The sequence below is a fragment of the Kribbella sp. NPDC048928 genome (assembly GCF_043197975.1).
Lineage (GTDB): Bacteria > Actinomycetota > Actinomycetes > Propionibacteriales > Kribbellaceae > Kribbella.
The window spans coordinates 440,431-455,091 of sequence record NZ_JBICUC010000004.1; the positions used below are offsets into that span (position 1 = coordinate 440,431).

Annotated in this window: 13 protein-coding genes; 5 read left to right on the forward strand and 8 right to left on the reverse strand. The window is 69.3% G+C overall.

Going from position 1 to position 14,661, the window contains the following annotated elements; genetic code table 11:
* Nucleotides 1-20 precede the first annotated feature (20 nt).
* On the forward strand, nucleotides 21-821 hold the full coding sequence (locus ACGFI6_RS20050) for a TrmH family RNA methyltransferase (RefSeq protein ID WP_393120525.1): 801 nt from the start codon (nucleotides 21-23) through the stop codon (nucleotides 819-821).
* Here ACGFI6_RS20050 and ACGFI6_RS20055 read toward each other — a convergent pair.
* Nucleotides 804-1,598: a class I SAM-dependent methyltransferase gene (locus ACGFI6_RS20055; RefSeq protein ID WP_393120526.1), complete on the reverse strand. Its 795-nt coding sequence runs from the start codon at nucleotides 1,596-1,598 to the stop codon at nucleotides 804-806. The genes ACGFI6_RS20050 and ACGFI6_RS20055 overlap by 18 nt on opposite strands.
* Nucleotides 1,599-1,763: 165 nt before the next feature.
* Here ACGFI6_RS20055 and ACGFI6_RS20060 point away from each other — a divergent pair, with 165 nt between their 5' ends.
* Together ACGFI6_RS20060 and ACGFI6_RS20065 are read left to right on the forward strand one after the other, a co-directional pair.
* Nucleotides 1,764-2,060: a putative quinol monooxygenase gene (locus ACGFI6_RS20060; protein WP_393120528.1), complete on the forward strand. Its 297-nt coding sequence runs from the start codon at nucleotides 1,764-1,766 to the stop codon at nucleotides 2,058-2,060.
* Nucleotides 2,057-2,809, forward strand: coding sequence for an isocitrate lyase/phosphoenolpyruvate mutase family protein (locus ACGFI6_RS20065; protein ID WP_393120530.1), 753 nt, complete (start codon nucleotides 2,057-2,059; stop codon nucleotides 2,807-2,809). The genes ACGFI6_RS20060 and ACGFI6_RS20065 overlap by 4 nt, the downstream gene beginning before the upstream one ends.
* A 150-nt stretch (nucleotides 2,810-2,959) precedes the next feature.
* Here the strand turns inward: ACGFI6_RS20065 and ACGFI6_RS20070 are convergent, their stop codons facing one another.
* The gene (locus ACGFI6_RS20070; protein ID WP_393120532.1) at nucleotides 2,960-4,237 is read right to left on the reverse strand and encodes an AlkA N-terminal domain-containing protein; all 1,278 of its coding nucleotides are present in this window, start codon (nucleotides 4,235-4,237) and stop codon (nucleotides 2,960-2,962) included.
* An 84-nt stretch (nucleotides 4,238-4,321) separates the two neighbouring features.
* Here ACGFI6_RS20070 and ACGFI6_RS20075 point away from each other — a divergent pair, with 84 nt between their 5' ends.
* The gene (locus ACGFI6_RS20075) at nucleotides 4,322-4,861 is read left to right on the forward strand and encodes an AAA family ATPase (protein ID WP_393120534.1); all 540 of its coding nucleotides are present in this window, start codon (nucleotides 4,322-4,324) and stop codon (nucleotides 4,859-4,861) included.
* A gap of 104 nt (nucleotides 4,862-4,965) precedes the next feature.
* On the opposite strand, the gene ACGFI6_RS20080 is transcribed toward ACGFI6_RS20075, so the two are convergent.
* Nucleotides 4,966-5,850 (reverse strand): LLM class flavin-dependent oxidoreductase, encoded by an 885-nt coding sequence (locus tag ACGFI6_RS20080; protein ID WP_393120536.1) that lies wholly within the window; start codon nucleotides 5,848-5,850, stop codon nucleotides 4,966-4,968.
* A gap of 93 nt (nucleotides 5,851-5,943) precedes the next feature.
* Here ACGFI6_RS20080 and ACGFI6_RS20085 point away from each other — a divergent pair, with 93 nt between their 5' ends.
* Complete coding sequence (locus tag ACGFI6_RS20085; RefSeq protein ID WP_393120538.1) at nucleotides 5,944-6,366, forward strand: MarR family winged helix-turn-helix transcriptional regulator; 423 nt, start codon at nucleotides 5,944-5,946, stop codon at nucleotides 6,364-6,366.
* Nucleotides 6,367-6,380: 14 nt separating this feature from the next.
* Here ACGFI6_RS20085 and ACGFI6_RS20090 read toward each other — a convergent pair whose 3' ends face one another.
* The 5 genes from ACGFI6_RS20090 to ACGFI6_RS20110 all read right to left on the reverse strand — a co-directional run bounded on the left by ACGFI6_RS20090 (nucleotide 6,381) and on the right by ACGFI6_RS20110 (nucleotide 14,611).
* On the reverse strand, nucleotides 6,381-6,899 hold the full coding sequence (locus ACGFI6_RS20090; protein ID WP_393120540.1) for a YciI family protein: 519 nt from the start codon (nucleotides 6,897-6,899) through the stop codon (nucleotides 6,381-6,383).
* Nucleotides 6,896-7,981, reverse strand: coding sequence for a hypothetical protein (locus ACGFI6_RS20095; protein WP_393120542.1), 1,086 nt, complete (start codon nucleotides 7,979-7,981; stop codon nucleotides 6,896-6,898). Before ACGFI6_RS20095 ends, ACGFI6_RS20090 begins: the two co-directional genes overlap by 4 nt.
* A 72-nt stretch (nucleotides 7,982-8,053) precedes the next feature.
* A complete protein-coding gene (locus ACGFI6_RS20100) occupies nucleotides 8,054-10,246 on the reverse strand; it encodes a PQQ-binding-like beta-propeller repeat protein (protein ID WP_393120543.1) in 2,193 nt (730 codons plus the stop codon).
* A gap of 88 nt (nucleotides 10,247-10,334) precedes the next feature.
* Complete coding sequence (locus tag ACGFI6_RS20105; RefSeq protein WP_393120545.1) at nucleotides 10,335-13,751, reverse strand: phosphodiester glycosidase family protein; 3,417 nt, start codon at nucleotides 13,749-13,751, stop codon at nucleotides 10,335-10,337.
* Nucleotides 13,752-13,927: 176 nt separating this feature from the next.
* Nucleotides 13,928-14,611, reverse strand: coding sequence for a hypothetical protein (locus tag ACGFI6_RS20110; protein ID WP_393120547.1), 684 nt, complete (start codon nucleotides 14,609-14,611; stop codon nucleotides 13,928-13,930).
* Nucleotides 14,612-14,661 lie beyond the last annotated feature (50 nt).

Here is a 14,661-nt window from a genome sequence, read left to right on the forward strand (position 1 = left end):
GCGCCGCGTAGGGTGAGGGCGTGCAGCGGATCTCGTCGCGGAACGCCCGGTTCCAGGTTTGGCAGGCGTCACTGACCAACCGGACCAAACGGCAGCGGTCCGGCGAGTTCCTGGTCCAGGGCGTACGGCCGATTTCGGTTGCCGTCGACAACGGCTGGCCGGTGCGCTCGGTGATCTACGATGCGTCCCGGCCGTTGTCCCGCTGGGCTTCGGAGCTGCTCCAGCGACTGCCCCAGGTCGAGCGCGTCGCGATGGCGCCGGACCTGCTCGCCGAGCTCGGCGAGAAGGAGGAGCCCGAGCTGATCGCGGTACTGGAATTGCCGCCCGACGATCTCAGCAGGATCCCGGTCGGGCCGGACTTCCTGGGCGTGGTGTTCGACCGGCCGACCGGCCCCGGGAACATCGGGTCGGTGATCCGGTCCGCCGACGCGTTCGGCGCCGACGGCGTGATCGTCACCGGGCACGCCGCGGACGTGTACGACCCGAAGGCGGTGCGCGCGACGACGGGATCGCTGTTCGCGGTTCCCGCCGTCCGCGCGCCCTCGCACCGCGAGGTCCTCGACTGGGTCCGGCAGCGCCCGGTCGTTGTCGTCGGCACCGACGAGCACGGGACGACGGACGTCTACGACTTCGACTTCACGCAGCCGGTCCTGCTGCTGATCGGCAACGAGACCGCCGGCCTCAGTACAGCCTGGAAGGAAGCGGCCGACCACCTCGTCCGGATCCCGATCACCGGCTCGGCCAGCTCGCTCAACGCCGCGAACGCCGCAACCGCGGTGCTGTACGAGATCTCGCGGCAGCGCTCACGCGGTGCACAGTAGTTCGCCGTGGAGGATCGAGATCCAGCCGTCGGGATCGGCCGTCCAGGCCTGCCAGGCCGCTGAGATCGCGGCGAGTCTCTCCTCTGGTACGCCGGCCGCGCGCGCCTGATCCGAGAGCGCGGACTTCAGGATCCGGTCGGCCCACATCCCGCCCCAGAACGCACGGTCCTCCGGATTCGTGAACGCCCAGGTGGACGTGGTCGCGTCCACGCGCTCGAAGCCTGCCGCGTGCGCCCACGACAGCAGGCGTCGGCCCGCGTCCGGCTCACCGCTGTTCGCGCGCGCCATGGTTTGGTAGAGGTCCATCCACTCGTCGAGCTCGGGCAGCACCGGGTACCAGACGAAGCCGTGATAGTCGGAGTCACGGACCGCGACGATGCCGCCGGGCTTGCAGACGCGGCGCATCTCGCGCATCGCCTGCACGGGATCGGCCACGTGCTGCAGAACCTGATGAGCATGGACCACGTCGTACGTGTCGTCCGGGAGATCGAGTGCATGCACGTCGCCGACGACGAACTCCACGTCGGCCTCGACCCCCTCGAACGCCTTCCGGGTGATGTCGAGCGCCGCGTCGTTCGCCTCGAGCGCGGTCGTCCGGCCAGGCGCGACCAAGCGCGCGAGATCGGCGGTGATGGTGCCGGGGCCGGCACCGACGTCGAGCAGCGCCATCCCGGGCCGCAGGTGCGGAAGCAGATAGCCGGCCGAGTTCTCCGCGGTCCGCCAACTGTGCGACCGCAGGACCGATTCGTGGTGGCCGTGCGTGTAAACGTTGTTCATCTCAGGCTCCTTTGCCCTCGCCATCAGTCTCCACGCTAACCCAAAATCTTGATAAATGAGACATATTATCTCGCGATATGAGCAGACGTACATGACCGAATATGGCCAGACCGGGCGCCGGCCGGCGGCGAACCTTGACGTAGTTCGAGACCGAGGAGGATTGCCATGCTGGCAAAGGTGTTTCCGATCAAGCTGAAGGACGGCAACCAGGCCGCCGCCGAGGCGATCGTGCAGGAGTTCGCGCCGCGTGGGCCGGCGACCGAGGCAGGCACGCTGTCGTTCCGGGTGTACCGCGACCCGGCGAAGCCCGACTACCTGTTGTTCGTCGAGCACTTCGCGGACCAGGCGGCGTACGACACGCACACCGGGTCGGCGGCGTACAAGGAACTGATCGCGGGCCGCTTCGCCGACCTGATTGTGGAGTTCGTCGAACTCGACCACGAACTCCTGGTCAGCCTGTGAACGCGCAGAACGAGTTGGCGGCGCGGCTGCGCGAGCTGCACGGGCAGCCGCCGTTGGTGTTGCCGAATGCGTGGGACGCCGGCTCGGCGCGGGCGATCGAGGAGGCCGGCGCGTCGGCGATCGCGACGACGAGTGCGGGCGTCGCATGGGCGTACGGAGTCGACGATGCCGGCGGGCTGGACCGAGCGGCCGCGATCGCGACGATCCGTGCGGTGTGCGCGGCGGTGTCGATCCCGGTCAGTGCCGACATCGAAGCGGGGTACGGCGACGTGACGCGCACTGTCACCGAGGCGATCGAGGCGGGCGCGGTCGGGATCAATCTCGAGGACAGTACTGGGCGAGTGCTCGACGACCCGCTCGTGCACGCGGAACGGATCAGGGCGGCGCGTGCGGCGGCGGTTGCTTTGGGCATCGATCTGGTGATCAACGCGCGCACCGACACGTACCTGTTCGGCGATCGGACCGGGACGATCGAGCGGGCGAAGGTCTACGCGGACGCGGGCGCGGATGTGTTGTTCGTACCCGGCGTGGTCGACGGACCGACGATCGGCGAACTGGTGACGGCGTCACCCCTGCCGCTCAACGTGATGGTCGGCCCGGGCGCGCCGTCCGTCGGCGAGCTCGCCGAGCTGGGCGTGGCACGCATCAGCGTCGGTCCGGCGATCACCACCGCGGCCTACGCTCTGGCCGCCACTGCCGCCAAGGAACTCCTGACCACCGGCACCTACAAGGCCCTCACCACCGCCTGAACACACCAGGAGCAGTTCCTGCGGAGGCAGGGCGGGCTAGGCGGGTGGTGCCCGCAAGCCGCGGGTGGGCTAGGAGGTGGTGGGTGACGGGGAGGCACCACCGCGAGCAGGTGGGTCAGGAGGTGGTGGGATGCATCCACGGCAGATGGGTTAGGGGGTGGGGTTTAGGAGATGGTGGGTGGCGGCTAGGGAGCGGTAGGAGGGTGGGCGGGGGGTAGGGGTGTTGAGGGGCCAGGCGTTGGGGGCTCCGAGGCGGAGGGCGACTTCTTGCGCGGCCCTGGCGCTCGCGACCGGCTCCAGTGCGCGGATCAACGCGTCTGCATCGGCCCCGACCTCGAGCGCAATGTTGCCGCTGGCAACTTCTCGGGCCAGCGGGGCGACCAGCTCGGCCTCGGTCAGCGCCTCTGGACCCGGGAATAGGTGGGTCAGACCATGGCCGAGGCCCGGCACCGGTACGCCGTACACCTCGACGATCTTGCGCAACGCCTCCGCCGCATCCGCGGCCGGCAGCCGATCCCGGACAACGATCTGGACGGCAACCTCGAACGGCCCCCACGCACCAGGAACCCGAACCCCCGGCCGCGCGGCCACCAACGGGCCGACCACAGGATCCGCCGACAACTCAGCACGAGCGCGCACCGGCTCGCAGTCCAGCCCCACCAATCGCGCGGCGCGATCCACCACATGAATCACGCCCTCCCAGTACGGCAGATGCGCTCGCAGCAACAGGTAGTCGTCCCCGCCCGCGCCGATCTCCAGCATCCCCGGCGCACCGTCGAGCGAGATCGTCCGCCGGTACACACCGTCGACGACCGACTCCACCCCAGGAATCGCCCGCTCCCCGAGGAACGCGCACATCGCCTCCCAGTCGTACGGCGGTGTGAACGGCAACCGCAGCACCAGGCCCCCGTCCGCGGCGAGCCGGTCGCCGCGCCGCCGCCGATCGCGCAGCTCACGCGGCGACGCCCGGAAGATCTCCCGCATCGCCCGGTTGAACTGCCGCAGACTCCCGAAGCCGGACGCGAACGCGATCTCCGCGATCCCGAGGTCGCTGTCATCGAGCAGCCGGCGCGCGAAGTGCGCCCGCCGCGACCGCGCGAACTGATCGGGCGTCACGCCGAGGTGCTCGTGGAACATCCGCCGCAGATGCCGCGCCGACATCCCGAGCCGCGCACCGAGCGCCTCCTCCCCCGACTCGTCCAGCAGCCCGCTGATGATCAACTGCACCGCGCGGCAGACCAGCTCGGGCGCCTCGTCCGCGACCGTGCCGGCAACCCGGTACGGACGGCAACGCAGGCAGGCGCGATACCCGGCGGCCTCGGCCGCGGCGGGCAGCTCGAAGGTGCTCACGTTCTCCGCAAGCGGCTTCGCGCCGCACCCCGGCCGGCAGTAGATGCCTGTCGTCCGGACCGCCGAATACGTCGTCACCAGCACCACGCTAGGCGGCCCCACCGACAGTTCCTGACACGCGCTTTACACCGGGCACCCGCGGTCAGGGCTAAGGTACGGCGAGTGCATTCGAAACCCATGCTGGTCGTGGTCAGTGGTCCGCCCGGGACCGGGAAGACGACGCTGGCGCACCGGATCGCCACCGCGATCGGCTGCCCGGCGATCTGCCGGGACGAGATCAAGGAAGGCATGGCGCACGCGACCCCAGGGTTCGTGCCGGGCCCCGGTGATCCGCTGACGATGCGGACCCTGTCGACGTTCTTCGACGTGATCGGTCTGCTGATCGGTCGCGGTACGACGGTTGTTGCCGAGGCAGCGTTCCAGGACCGGCTGTGGACGCCCGGCCTGAGCCCATTGCTCACCCGCGCGGAACTGCGGATCGTGCACTGCACGGTCCCGGCGGAGGTCGCGCTCGAGCGGATCACCAACCGGACCGGTTCGGACCCGCGACGGGCGGCGCACGAGGACAACCAGATCAGCCCGGAGGCACGGATGCGGACCCACAACGCCTTCCAGCCGGTGGATCTGCCCGTTCCCACCCTCACCCTGGACACCACCGAACATCCGGACCTGGAACAGGTTCTCAAGTTCTTGTCGCGCTAACGACAGGAGGTAGTCGACTCAGAGCGGTCCTTGCCGAGGCGCTCACGCGGGCGGCGGCCAGCCGTGGTGGACTACCTCCTGTCGTTAGCGCGATCGCGGGGCAACTAGCTGACGGCGGCGCGGACGGCGGGGGCGATCTCCTCCGACCAGCGGGAGAGTTGTACTTCAAACGATTCGGCGCCGCGCGGGAAGAGCGTGAAGCCGGTGGCGTTGTGGTCGATGACCGCACCGGTGAGCTCCTCGATCCATTGCGCCGGAGAGCCACCGATCCAGCGGCCCTCGTCGTCGCGCGTGCGGCGCAGCGGGTCCGCGGTGATCGTGCCGGGGAAGTTGTAGATGGTACCGATGTCGGACGGTTTGCGGCCGACCGCGAGCGCCGCCTCGTCGATGATCGGCCGGGACCACCGGTACCGGTCGCTGAGCCAGTCGGCGGCGTGGCCCGGGATCCAGCCGTCGGCCTGCCGGCCGGTGGCGGCGAGCGACTTCGGTCCGTTCGAGCCGGTCCAGATCAACGGTGCCGGTACGGGGGCGGGGCGGAGCGCTCCGATCGGGTAGTGCTTGGTCGGCGCCGGCGTACCACCGTCGGACAGCGAACGTACGAGCTGCATCGCCTCCTCGAAGGCCTCGACCGCCGCGGCCGGGCGGAGCTCCGGCACGCCCATCGTGGTGATCCGGTCCCACGCGCCACCGGCCCCGAGGCCGAGCACGAACCGCCCGCCGGACAGCGCCGACAGTGAGGTCGCGGTCCGGGCGAGCACCGGGGCGGGCCGCAGCGGCAGGTTCGTCACGTTCACGAAGGCCGACAGCCGTTCGGTCCGGCCGAGCAGGAAGGCGATCGCCGCGTACCCGTCGAGCATGTCCGGGACGTACGGGTGGTCGGCGAGGCTGACGTGGTCGAGGCCGTCGGCGTCCGCCCGCTGCGCGAGCCGCACGATCGCGGCCACCTCGCGCACCGAGTCCGGCGAGCCGTATCCGAACCGCACGCTCATATCGACTCCTTCAAGTAGTTCGCTGTTCTAACTAGTTGTAGCACGGAAACTTAGAACCGCAAACTATTAGTTCAGCGGACTATCATGGAGTGCATGGTGACGACGACCGCTGCCCGGGACACCGATCTCGCGAGCGCGCTGGTGCAGACCATGCACCGGTTGCAGGACCTGCACGCCGAGACCAGCCGCCCGCTCGGCCTCACCCCGCAGCAGGCGCATCTGCTCTGTGTGCTGATCTCCGGCCCGCTCGGCATGACCGAGCTCAGCGGCATCCTGAGCATCGAGCGCTCCAGCCTCACCAGCATGGTCGACCGCCTGGAGCGCCGTTCCCTGGTCGCCCGCATCCCGAGCCCCGGCGACCGCCGCGCCTGCCGCATCGAGCTGACCGCCGACGGTCTCGCGGTCGCGCACCAGGCCCACGACGCGGTCGTCACCCGCATCAACTCCCTCACCGCGGCGCTCCCCGCGGCCGTGCGTCAGACCGTCATCAACGCCCTGCAGTCCATCACGGCGTGAGCCACTACTAGGGTCTACCGGCGGCCGCCGAACTCCCAGGGATGTACTTCGGCATGCTCGGACTGCACCAACGCGCGCGCCGCGTCCTCGGACGGAGCCTCGAGGAGCGCGGCACGGCCGACGTGGTCGTTACCGGTGAACAAGTCGCCGTACACGATCAGCTGGTCCGAGATCAGCGGCCGTACGGCGTCCTTGGTGAGCACCAGGTACCGGTTGTACGTGTCGACCGCGTTCGTGAACTCCCACATCGTGCGGCCGGTGTGGTTCTCGAAGCGGTACAGCTCCACCGTTTCGAACGCGCCACCCACGTAGTACGGCTCGTCGTACGCGAACGTCCGCAGCGCGTCCTCGGACGGAAGGTCGACGATGTGCAGGCTGCCCGTCGACTCCTCGCGGTCCTCGGTGAGCGTCGGCCCACGCGCGACGAGCTCCTCGGCGTACCGGTCCATGAAGGCCCAGTGCTCCGGGGTCAGACGTTCCTTCAGCTCGCCGGCCCCGGCCCGGTCGCGTCCGTAGACGAAGTACTGCGTCACGAGGCGAGGTGCAGCCGCAGGATCGTGTCATAGTCGACGATCTCGACACCGGCGGCCGGTGTGACCGTCTCCTGTGACGGCACGATCAGCAGCAGCCGCGGGTCCTCGACGTCGACGTCGTACTTCGACTTCACCTGCGAGCGGTTGTCCGCGGTCTTCAGGTACTCGGCGTACTTCGCCAGCTCCGCCGCGCTGTCCTGCACCGGCGTCCGGAAGACGCGGCGGCGCTTCTTGCCGTTGGCCGTGTCGGCGACCGGGAGCTCCAGCCGTCCGACGATGTGGCTGCCGTCCGCACGCTCCAGGATGAAGTCGGGCTGCAGGTCGTCGCCGAGCGCCGGCTCGCGGACAAGCTTGGTCGCGCCGAACGCCGACAGCAGGATGCTCTCGTGCTTGTCGAGGAATTCGTCGACGCTGCTGTCCTGCAGACCGTGCGCAAGGTACGTGCTCTCGAAGGCGTCAGCCTTCAGTACGTCGGCGTCGAGCGGCAGGCTCATGGTGCCGATCGGGTCCAGGTGCGGACGGGCGTTGGAGTACGTCTGCAGGAAGCTGAGGTACTTGTCGGCCGGCTCCGAGCGGTGGATCGCGAGCGCGAAGAACACCCAGTGCGCCCGCAGCGAGTCACCCGCGGTGTGCACGAGCAGCGTCCGGTCGAACGTCGCGTAGTTGCCCGGCGCGAACCGCAGCAGCTCCTCGCCCGCCCCCACGAACTCGTCGCCCAGCACGTTCGCAGCGGCCGGGAACCGCTCCTCGAACGCCTGCTTCCCCGCAGTGGTCGCGACGGTCGCGTCCTTGAACAGGTTCTCCCCCGGCAGCGACACCACGGGGGCGCCGTCACCGAGCCCGAAGTACTCCTCGACGCTGCCCACCTTCTGCCGCCGCACCTCGAGCGTCCGGTACGTGCGGCTGATTCCGACGAGCTCCAGAATGTTCCAGTCCGGCGTCTCGGTCAGCACCATCATCCGCGGGAACAGCATCGGCCCCGGCAGCTCCGTACGGTGACTGACCGGCAGGTGCCCGGCCGCCTCCTTCAGGTGCTCGCCCCAGAACTGACCGTTCACCTTCACGAATTCGGTGGGTTTCATCGCTCTCCTTGCTCGACGCACTCGGACGAGGGCACTAACTTGCAACTTCCGCCCGAGGCGAGCCTATTCCCGCTACCGCAGCGCGATCAGCGAGCCCCTGCCGCCGACCAGGACGAGGTTGCCGGCGGCGACCACGCCGGCGCTGCAGTCGACGTCTTCGCCCAGGTCGAACCGTTCGACGGGCGCACCCTCGGTGAGCTTCGCGATCCAGCAGGTGTCGCGCTTCGACCAGCCGGCCACGAACACCCGGTTGCCGATCGCGGCGAAGCGCGACTCGGCCGGCAATCCGGCGTCCATCGTGGCGACGGCCGTCCCGGTCGCGGGATCGATCAGTCGTACGACGGTGTCGGTGCGGCGCTGCGCATCGTTCGGGCAGGCGGCGAGTACGACGCGTTGCCCGGACCAGGCGATCCGCAGGGTGCAGGACCATTCGGCCGGGATCTTGGACGCCCACTTGTCGGCGCCGGTGTGCGGATCGATCGCGGTCAGTTGCCGGCCACCGCCGTCGGCGGGCGTCCCGATCCCGACGACCAGGTCGCCTGCCGCGGTCACGCTCTGGAGTGACACGTCGCGGCTCCACCGCTTCTTGCCGTTCTTCAGATCGAGGCCGACGACCTGGTCGGGGTCGCGGCCACAGCTGTGGTGGAGCGTGACGACGGCCATGTCGCCGACTGCCGCCGAGCTGATGCTGGTGCAGCGGCCCGGCGCGTACGTCCAGCGCCCGGAGCCGTCCAGGTTCGTACCGAAGAGCTTGTCCGAGCCCTTGCTGACCGTCTTGCCGGTGACGAGCGGATCGCTGTTCTGGATGTCGTAGTCGCGGGTGCCCGCGGACCAGGTCGCCGTGCGCCGGCCGGTCTCGGTGTCCAGGACGAGGTAGCCGACGTCGTCGTACGAGACGAGCAGGTGCCGGCCGCCGTCCAGCGGGTACAGGTCCGGCGTCTCCTCGGTGTTGGCGCGGATGTAGCGCCAGCGGGTGCGGCCGGTCGCCGGGTCGATCATCTCGACGGTGCCGCGGCCGCGCGCCACCGCGATACCGTGGGCGGTCCCAACGGTCTCACCGAACTCGATCCGGCCCGGGCTGGTCCAGAGCGTCGCGCCGTTGACGACGGACGTCACGTTCAGGTCGGCCGGCTGCTGCAGGTCTTCGACGTACTCCGTCGCGCCGTCCAGGTAGGCGTTCTGGACCGGGACGATCACGAACAGGACCAGAAGAACCACTACGGCGACGGCGCCGAAACCTGCGAGCAGCTGACCGCGATTCCGCGGGATGCCGGGCTTGAACCTGGTCGCCGCGAAGGCCGCACCGCTCGCGAGGATCAGCAGGACAGACACGATCATCAGCAGCGGGACACGCTGGCCGACGCCTGCCGCACCGGTGGTCGGCGGCACGTTGAACATGATGACGAGCACGCCGACGACACCGACCGCGGCCGGGATCACCGTCACGACGCGAGCCTTCCGCCCGGTACGGCGTACTGCCCACCAGAGCGCGCCGACCGAGCCCGCGGCAACGGCCGCCATCAGGATCGCCTGCCATTTCGGGTCGCCTTCGAAGGCGGGGATCCGCCACGGCTGCCCGATGGCGCCGACGCCGGCCAGGAAGGCGATGAATGCGGTCAGTACGGCAAGCACCGCCAGCCCTCGACGCTGCCATCCGCGCCAGGCGGACGGCTCCAGGCCGTCGAGGAGTTCGAGTTCCGCGGCGAGGTGCGTTCGCGCGGCCGCGTCGTACCGCTCGGCGGCCAGGTCGGTGCGGTAGATGCGTTCCGAGTCGAGCAGTGCCTGGAGCTGCTCCCGCCGTACCTTGACGTCGAAGCGGCTGTTCCGCCGTACTTCCGACGCGTGCGTCACGTACTGCGGATCCGCGAGGAAGGCGTCGACCGCATCGAGCAGCACATCTCCGTTGGCGCCGGCCTGCGCCGACTCCGCGCCCGTCAGCCGGACGAGCCGCGCGACCTCGGCGGTCCGCACCGCGTTCACGCCGTACGTCGGCAGCAGCTCCTCCGCCAGCCGCGCGGACGCCTCAGCGTCCTCGCGTGCCGTGTTCGCCTTGGCATGCACCGCACGGTGGAACCACGCCGCGAGCCGCACCGCCACGGGATCCGTGCACAGCTGCTCCAACGTGTCGAGTGCCTCGAGCACGCCGATCAAGTACCGCTCCCGGTACGCCATCCGCCGCTTAGCGCCGTACCGCGCCACCAACTCGTCGGCGAGTGCTCCCGCGTCGGGGATCACATCGCGCCACAGCTCCCGTAGTCCAGCCACGGGCCGATAGTTGCAGACCTCCGGCTCTCTACGGGCAGAACCGCCCCCGATCGTGCGTTTCCACAGGTCAGGGGCGGTTCCGCAGGAGTCAGCGTTTGATGGTGATGCTGGTTGTGCTGGTGATCGGGGACAGGGAAGCGGCGTCGGTGTACGGGCGCATCGAGTCGTTGGTCACGCCGATCGTCACTCTGCCGGGGCGGAACGCGGTCAGTTTGCGGGTCGCCGGATCCAGGACCGCGATCTTGCCGGTACGGCGAGCCTGGGCGATCGCGGCCGGACCGGAGCCGATCGCGAGGTTGGACGAGCCGGACCAGTGCACCGACATCGGGTAGCGCAGCGGCACGACGCGGGTACCGGTGCCGACGCCTTCGGGCTGCACGATGCTGCCGTTCAGCTGCGTCGACGTACCGACGGCGACCGCGGTCGGGGCGTCGAGCGTGATCGACTGCGCGAACGCCCGGACGTCGGCCTCGAGCCACTGCTGGCCGGCGTCCCGCCGGGCGTCGACCGACCAGTCGACCCAACCCGTGAAGCCGCCGCGGTCCGGCGTACCGTACGGGTCCTTGCCGGACGACGGGAGCACCGTGTACGGCACACCCTCGACGCGGTGCACGTTCGCGACCTGCGCGTGCGAGCCGACCATCGCCGCACCCTCGTCGGTGCTGTTGCGGAAGTTCGTCAGCAGCTTCTCGATCAGCGCGACCTCGTCCCGGTCGCCGAGCTGACTGGACTTGGTCTCCTCCGGGTCGTCGACCGGGTGGTGCGCGAAGACCATCACGTTGTGGATCGACTTGTCCTTCGCGGCACCGTCAAGAGCCTGCTTGAGCATCGGGAGCTGGTCCCACGCCGACGTACGCAGCGTGCCGAGCGAGCTCGCGAGCAGGATGAAGCGGGTGCCCTTGTGGTCGAACGTCCGGTACGGCTGCCCGAACTCGTTGGTGAAGTTCGTCAGGTCCGACTGGGTGTTGTTGAGCCCGTACGACTCGTGGTTGCCCGGCACGTAGTAGCACGGGACGGTGCTGCCCTTCGGCGTACTGTCCGGCGCCGGTTCCTTGCCAACGGCAATCAGATCGCAGCCGGCCTCGGTCAGCACCTTGCGGGCGAGCGACAGGTCCTGCGGCAGGCCGCGGTCGATGATGTCACCGTTCAGCACCACCAGATCGGGGTGGGTCTGGCGGATCCGCGCGAGCGCCGCGGTCGCAACCTGCGAGAGCGCCGGGTTGTCGGCGGTGAACTGGACGTCGGACAGCGTCGCGAACTTCCAGGTGTTGTTCTCGAGCTTGCCGTCGGCAGAGATCAGCGGGTCGGCGACCAGGTCCGGCTGGGCCGGCAGGTCGATCGACGTCGGTACGTCGGCCTCGAACCGGTCCAGGACGAACGTACCGGCCTTCTGCTGCGCGACCGCGGTGTTGATCCCCTGGAACGACGAGATCGAGATCGGGTAGACGGTGTTCGCGGGCAGCGTCCACGTCACGTTCTGGTAGTCCGGGCCCGCCTTCAGCCCGGTCCCGTACACCCCGAGCGCCTTGCCGTTCCCGTCGTACAGACCGATGTAGTCGAGCCCGCTCGGTACGTCGATGGTCGACTTGATCCGGAGCCGGAGCCGCAACGGCTGGCCCGGGACCGGGATGCGGTTCGCGGCGCCGTTCGCCGAGATCCCGACGTTCCGCATCGCGGGGAAGTCGATGCGCAGCCCGTCGGCGTCGACCGAGCGCGTGGTGGCCGCGGTGCTGTTGTTGTTCCAGTGCTGCAGTACGTCGTCGTCGAAGTCGTACACGATCTTGGTCTCGACGCCGACCGTGATCGGCAGCTTCACCTCACGACCCGCGGCGGTGACGGTGAGGATCGTGCCCGCGCTGGTGAGCGGCGTGATCTTCAGCTTGCCGTCGACGGGCTGTACATCGACGACGCTGTGGTCGTAGTCCAGCTTCAGGTCCCGCGGATCGATCGGCGCGGTGTAACCCTGGTCGTCGCGACCGGTGACCGCGACGCTGACCGCATTCGCGGGAGTTGCCTCGGGCAACGACAAGCGGCCGGTCGACAGCTCCAGGCTGTGCAGCGGTCCTAGTACGTCGACCTGCTGCTCGGCACTGTGAACCCTGCCGACGGATGCGCTCACCCTGATCGGGCCGTGCTGCGATGCCGTCAGCGACCCGTCCTTGATGTTGCCGCCCTTCGCCTTCCAGACCAGCTTTCGCGGGTCGGTCGCGACCGGGGTCAGGTGGTTGTCGACCGCCTTCACGGCGAGCCGGCGATGCATCCCGGGGAAGACCTTCACCCCACCGTCGGCGGCGGCCTGACCGGCGCCGGGCTTCACGAGCAGTTGGTGGATCTTGCGGTCGCCCGGGCTGACGAAGACGCCAACACCGTTCGGGTCGTTGCGCTCCTGGCCGTCGGACGGGGTGTTGCGCACCGTCGTACTGTCCTCACCGAGACCGCGCGCGACCATCGTTGTCGAGCCGCCGCCGTCGAGGTTGACGGCGGTCTGGATGCCGCGGTCGGCCAGGTCCTGGGCCTCGCGGTCGATGCCGATGCCGCCCTTGCCGGTGCCGCCCGGGCCGTCCCAGGTCGCGAGCACGAGCGTACGGCCGCCGTTCTTGAAGCCGAGCGCGGTCCGCGGCGCGATGGACTTGTCGAGTCCGGGCACTGCCTTGCCGTCCTTGACGATCGTGCCGCCCTGACCGAGCGCGAACTTCATCGACTTGGCCAGGTCGTTCGCGAGCTCGTAGTGCAGCGTGACGGCGTCGCCCGGCTTGAGCGCCCGGAGCGCCGTCGCGGCCGCGTCCCGCCCGACCAAGTAGAAGCCGCCGGCCGGAATCGCACCGGCACCCGCACCGGTCGCGTTGACCGATACGACCTTGCCCTGCTGGACGAGCACCTCGGCGACGTCCGCGTTCGCGAAGCCCCGGGCGCGGCTGTACTCACCCCAGATCGGCGTGTACGCCACCAGCCCGTCAGCCGGTACGCCGCCACCGTTGGCAGCGTTGATGGTCAGCACCTTGTGGTCCGTACCGGCGAACGTCGCGGTCGAGTCCACCGCCAGATCGACCAGCTGAGCGATCCCGTCCTTGCTGACGCCGACGTGCTGCCGCCCGCTCGCATCGGCCGACTTCAGGAGCTGCCCGTTCTGCACTTCACCACCGAGCGCGGCGTTGCTGTTCCCGATGTCGAAGAACTCACCGTTGACCCCGGCCACCGCGCCGGCCTTGTTGGCCGCCGTACTCAACGGCCCACCCGAGGCGACCGGACCGGACGTCAGCAGGTCGGTACTGACCGCCTTGTCCGCGAGGTCGATGGTCAGGTACTGCGCGTCCACCCAGCCGCGCTGATCCACGCTCTTCACGTGGTTGAGCAAGATCCCCGGCCCGACCGTCTCGGTCGAATCCACCAGGGCAAGACCGGCCACCGGATGGTCGTCGGCGTACCCGACGGCCGGCAGCGACCACAGGGAACCGGCAGCCACCACGGCCGCAATCCCGGTGGTCAAGCGATGACGAACTTTCATCGTCGACCTGCACTCTCTGACGCTCCACGCCGGACACCCCCAGCCCGACCGCTCCGCCCCCACGGCGGCGCAACCACCCACCGTTCCCTGACACAACAACATCCCGGTAAACCACTGACGACGTACCCCCATCAGACCGAAGACGTCTTACCGCCGAACGGACGTGCGTCGGCCGGTCAGCGCAGGGCGATACCAGGTAGCCGCCGGTCGTCGGCGTTCTTGGCGTAGCGGCGGGCGGCAACGGCCAGGAAGCCACCGCCCAGGAGATAGACCGCCGCGAACGGCCAGAAGATCTCCTGCACGCTTGGCCACAGGAGATTGGTCACGACCCCGACCACCAACGCCGACACGATCGCCACCAGCGGAAGCAGCCCCGCCAGGCCGACGACGGCATCCATGCCCGCGGTCCCCCGACGGCGGACCAGCCGCCACACGGCGCCAACCAGGAGGAGTAGACCACTGGGAACGATCGCCAACGCGATCCCCAAGGACCGCTCGCGCATGTCACCCGGCGCCTGATCGGTCTCCTGGCTGGCGCCGTCGGCCGCGATCGCCATCAGCCGCCCACGCCAGATGGTGCCGGTCACCCGATCACCGTCCTTGATCCGATCGAGCACCGGCCCGGCGCCGGAGTACCGCGTCTCCCATCTGGCACCACCCGCGCTGACCAGGACCGCCGTACTCGTGCCTCTCTGATAGCTCCGAATCGCATGCAGGTCGGACACGGTGAACTCTTCCGTCCACAGGCACTCGGCCGGCGCCGACGGAGCCTTCGGACACCGCGCAGCACTCTCGTACGCATGCAGATCCCGATCGCCGTGCGGTACGTCCTTCACCACCAGGAAAGCCCCAACAGCCACGAGCGCAAGTCCGCCCAGCAGCGTAAACACCGACGCAACAGCCGTACGTA